Raw genomic sequence first — 3,250 nt, 5'->3', positions numbered from 1 at the left:
GGCATGGCTGAGCAACATGAGGGGGGCAGATTTAACGTGGGTGATCAGCACGCAGAAATTTCGACGCGTCGAAATTTTTCAGGGTGTCGGGCAGAGCCTGACCAGGAGGCTTTGGCGTGCCGGCGGTACTCCAAAGACACATCTTGTCCCGCTGTTTTGTGGCGCCGGCGCAGCCGGCTGTGGACACAAAACATTTCCTGTCCGCGTCAGTTAAAGTTCGACCGCTTCTGGTAATGAGCCCGTATTTCAGCACGGCCCTCGTCGAAGGTAATGTCACCGGAAAGAATCCGTGCCTTTACGGACTCATAAAGCGGGGTTCCGGACGGGGCCATGCCTTCAAGCCGGAGAGAAGCCTCGGCCTTACGGAATCCGTCTACACGAAGTTGTCGTGTACGATCATCAATCATGGGTTTTCCTTTGAGCAGTCATGCGAATAAGGCAGGCGTAAAGTTAGCTAACTTTACATGTCCTGCCCGGATGTTGCCGTTGTATAGCTGTGCAGGCAAAAGTGGAAACCGACAGGAAACCGTTGCAGCAGAGCGTGTATCAGGGTGGAAACAGGAGTACCGAGCGATAAGAGCCCTGTTCAGCATTACAGAAATTACGCTTCCTCGGTCATTCGCTCACTTCGTTCGGTCATGACGCTGCGGCGAGCGTTACTTGCTCAGGCAGAAGGCCATAACGGAGAGTGAAAGAGAGCGGAGACGTTGCCGGTTTTCCATAGGCTCCGCCCTCCTGACGAGACTCACAGAAATCAGGCGATTTCCGGCGCTCAAATCAGAAGGGGCGAAACCCGACAGGACTTAAAGATCCCCACCGTTTCCGATGGGTCGCTCCCTCGTGCGCTCTCCTGTTCCCACCCTGAGGTTTACCCGTTGCAGTCCGCCGTAAGGTGGCGTTTTCTCATTCCTACCCGTGCAACTGGGTTCCTTGTAGGTGGTTCGCTCCAAGCTGGGCTGTATGCACGAACTCCCCGTTCAGCCCGACTACCACGTCTTTATCAGGTAACTGTACTCTTGAATCCAACCCTGAAAGACACGACAAAGCGCCACTGGCGGTAGCCATTGGTAGCAGTGAGTGCGAGAGGTGTATCGAGAGTTCTTGAAGTTAAAGCCTGACTACAGCTACACTGGAAGGACAGATTTGGTGACACGTCTCGCACAAGACTGTTACCTAGGTTCAAAGAGCCGCAAACTCAATGAACTGGAAAAAAACCGCCCCGCAAAGGCGGTTTTTTTCTTTTGAAAGAAAAGAGTACGCTTTGCAGAAGAGGCGAGTCAACAACAGTCATCTCTTTTTGAAAATATAGAGATCTCGTTATTTTTTTATCCACTTGTTATAGTGTCTACATCCCCATACAAGACAGAGAGTCACAAGATGAGTTATGTATCTGAGCGCAAAAGTGAGCTGGTAAAGGCACAGCAACGCAAAATGGATCCATCCTCTCCTGATTCAGCTCCAATCAATCAGGGTCTTATGGACTTCATCCTGCTTGCTATGAAAGTAGATGACGGCTTTGTTCAACGTGGTCGTATTCACGGCGCATAGCTATCAAACAACTTCTTTGTACAGCACGTTTTTCAAAAAGCGTCCATACAACATTCTTTGTGTAAACCCGTAAGACTGGTAGTGTTTTAACACTTTTTCTTCTTTGTCTTTTATCGGGTTGAATATGGCTACGTGCTGTGCCCCTACTTTTTTAGCTACTGACAGAGCCACAGCAACCACAATCATTGTGATTCGTTTCTCCAACGGATGAGCGGTTGGACAAGCCTCTAGATAATCCATTCTAACTGTCTTTTTACCACGGGTTAGCTTTCCAACTGAAAGCCCACAAAGCACATCCTCTCCCCAAACAGCCACATCAAATCTTTTACAAGAACGAGCTCTCTTTGATACAAGGTTCTGCCAATCCCAAGCACCATGAGCGTGCTTACGAGACCTGCCTTTCCATTGGCTCTTCCATGCACGAATAGCATTGTCATCGATTGTAGTGAGCCTTAAAACGCCGGGCTCTAAAGCGCCTGCCTTCTCAAGATAAGTTATAACTTCATCGAATGACTCTTTGTAAATCGCGAGATATTTTTCTCTAATTTCGCATTGTCTAAAAACCGCCACGCTCGTCTCCCTCCTGACCTTGACCAGTAAACATTTTGCCATAAAAAAACCACTTTAAATCATTTGCTAACATTTTGGTTAGTGGTCAACAAAGACCATATCCTATGGTACATTTAAACCCCACCCTGTGGACTTTAAAAACCATAGGGTACGGTCTGATTTGACCACACAGAAAAAGATATAGTGGGACAATACGTTAAGACAATGACGCAAGGTGAACGGTAAAACGTTCAATATATAAAATGCCCTCTAGCCTCAGATGACCACAGGATGCATGTTTTATGGAAGACAAAAATAACCTGTCGAGCGAAGTAAAGAACCACGTAAGCAAGTGGGGGAAGACAAACATTTCTGCAGGATGGACGATTATCCCAAATGCCTTACTGGAAAATCAGTCCAGGTTGGGTCTTAGCTGTATTGATACGATGGTTCTCATAAACCTCATAATGCATTGGTGGGAAAAAGATAACCCCCCAAGACCTTCGAAAAAGAGACTGGCGAACATGCTGGGCGTTTCACTAAAAACCGTTCAAAGAAGTTTTATTCATTTGGAACAGTGTGGTGCCATCAAGCGGATACCTCGATACAAAGAAGGGAAAGACAATGCCAGAACAACAAACCATTACGATCTGAACGGACTGGTAGACCTGCTGGAAGGTTTTTCGAAAGAGCTCATCGAAGAAAGAGAGGCGAATCGAAAAAGTGAAGTTAATAGACCTAAGAAGCGCGGTAATCCGAAAAGTTAATAGGCTGACAAACACACTCTCCTGTAGAGAGTCCAATTTACCATAACATCTCTTGGCCGCACCCCCTGAGAGCCCCTCAGCGCGTTTCTGCGGCCTTAGGGACGTTTCCGGCACCTTTCCCTGCCCATACCCCTGGAAAACGCCCCTGATGATTTCTGCGTGCCTGCATGGCTATGCATACGAGTGAATAGCAGCCTATTTCGGGCGGATGCTGGCACTAAAGGCGGATTTTAGGTGATTAACTTCCCCGATAACGGTGAACGGGTGCGCAGTTTACTGTGCGACCGTGAGGCGTTGGCCAAGCCGTCAGGCATGGCTGAGCAACATGAGGGGGGCAGATTTAACGTGGGTGATCAGCACGCAGAAATTTCGACGCGTCGAAATTT

General features: G+C 48.1%; 5 protein-coding genes. 3 read left to right on the top strand and 2 right to left on the bottom strand.

Annotated elements, in window-relative coordinates:
• The coding region (locus CMQ96_RS28785) for a hypothetical protein (RefSeq protein ID WP_217993231.1) at positions 1 to 214 on the top strand (214 nt) is incomplete at its 5' end.
• On the opposite strand, the gene CMQ96_RS28170 is transcribed toward CMQ96_RS28785, so the two are convergent.
• A complete protein-coding gene (locus CMQ96_RS28170; RefSeq protein ID WP_063859058.1) occupies positions 207 to 407 on the bottom strand; it encodes an antitoxin VbhA family protein in 201 nt (66 codons plus the stop codon). The genes CMQ96_RS28785 and CMQ96_RS28170 overlap by 8 nt on opposite strands.
• Before the next feature lie 970 nt (positions 408 to 1,377).
• Here CMQ96_RS28170 and CMQ96_RS28750 point away from each other — a divergent pair.
• Positions 1,378 to 1,548 (top strand): hypothetical protein, encoded by a 171-nt coding sequence (locus CMQ96_RS28750; protein WP_152924371.1) that lies wholly within the window; start codon positions 1,378 to 1,380, stop codon positions 1,546 to 1,548.
• Between the two features lie 3 nt (positions 1,549 to 1,551).
• On the opposite strand, the gene CMQ96_RS28160 is transcribed toward CMQ96_RS28750, so the two are convergent.
• The gene (locus CMQ96_RS28160; RefSeq protein WP_063859057.1) at positions 1,552 to 2,160 is read right to left on the bottom strand and encodes a hypothetical protein; all 609 of its coding nucleotides are present in this window, start codon (positions 2,158 to 2,160) and stop codon (positions 1,552 to 1,554) included.
• Between the two features lie 239 nt (positions 2,161 to 2,399).
• Here CMQ96_RS28160 and CMQ96_RS28155 point away from each other — a divergent pair, with 239 nt between their 5' ends.
• Positions 2,400 to 2,864, top strand: coding sequence for a hypothetical protein (locus CMQ96_RS28155; protein WP_061583928.1), 465 nt, complete (start codon positions 2,400 to 2,402; stop codon positions 2,862 to 2,864).
• The last annotated feature ends 386 nt before the right edge of the window (positions 2,865 to 3,250 follow it).

The organism is Klebsiella sp. MBT K-1 (genome assembly GCF_002556465.1).
In the GTDB taxonomy this organism is placed as follows: Bacteria; Pseudomonadota; Gammaproteobacteria; order Enterobacterales; family Enterobacteriaceae; genus Klebsiella; species Klebsiella grimontii.
The sequence above is the reverse complement of the archived record's forward strand: the minus strand, read 5'-3'. Positions and strand labels throughout refer to the sequence as shown.

What these genes read in the sequence shown, in the direction of transcription:
- CMQ96_RS28750 (WP_152924371.1), top strand. Translation starts at nt 1,378, where the DNA reads ATGAGTTATGTATCTGAGCGCAAAAGTGAGCTGGTAAAGGCACAGCAA.
- CMQ96_RS28155 (WP_061583928.1), top strand. Translation starts at nt 2,400, where the DNA reads ATGGAAGACAAAAATAACCTGTCGAGCGAAGTAAAGAACCACGTAAGC.
- CMQ96_RS28170 (WP_063859058.1), bottom strand. Translation starts at nt 407, where the DNA reads ATGATTGATGATCGTACACGACAACTTCGTGTAGACGGATTCCGTAAG.
- CMQ96_RS28160 (WP_063859057.1), bottom strand. Translation starts at nt 2,160, where the DNA reads ATGGCAAAATGTTTACTGGTCAAGGTCAGGAGGGAGACGAGCGTGGCG.